Here is a 432-nt window from a genome sequence, read left to right as displayed (position 1 = left end):
GGCCGGCGTTGGCGGCGAGAAAGAGGATCGTGGCGCCGAGCAGGCCCACGTACAGCTGGATCGGGGCGTTCATGAAGCCGAAGTCGATCTGTTCGACCACGCCCAGGATCGGGTCGCCCTGGAACCCGCCCTCCTCCTCCGAGAGGCCGAGCTTCGTGACCGGCTCGCCGTTCTCGTCCATCATCACCGGGAGCGCCGACAGCGCGATCGCCGGCAGCGTGAAGTAGATCGCGAACACGGCGATCTCCACGCGCTTGATGGCCTCCGGGATCGACTTCGTCTCGTCCTTGGCCTCCTCGGCCATGTTCGAGACGGTCTCGATGCCGGTGTAGGCGATCATGCCCAGCGGGATCGCCAGGAGGAACTGGCTCCAGGTGGGCGCGACGCCGAAATCGACGTTCGACACGAGGATCGCCGGGTCGAGGATCAGTA

The 432-nt window shown here is 66.0% G+C and carries 1 protein-coding gene; it reads right to left on the bottom strand.

Annotated features, from left to right (window positions below):
• Nucleotides 1-432 (bottom strand): hypothetical protein (locus ACU8YE_RS25615; protein ID WP_446930430.1); only part of this gene is annotated, 432 nt, incomplete at both ends.

This window comes from Ralstonia sp. VS2407 (assembly GCF_052950655.1).
The sequence above is the reverse complement of the archived record's forward strand: the minus strand, read 5'-3'. Positions and strand labels throughout refer to the sequence as shown.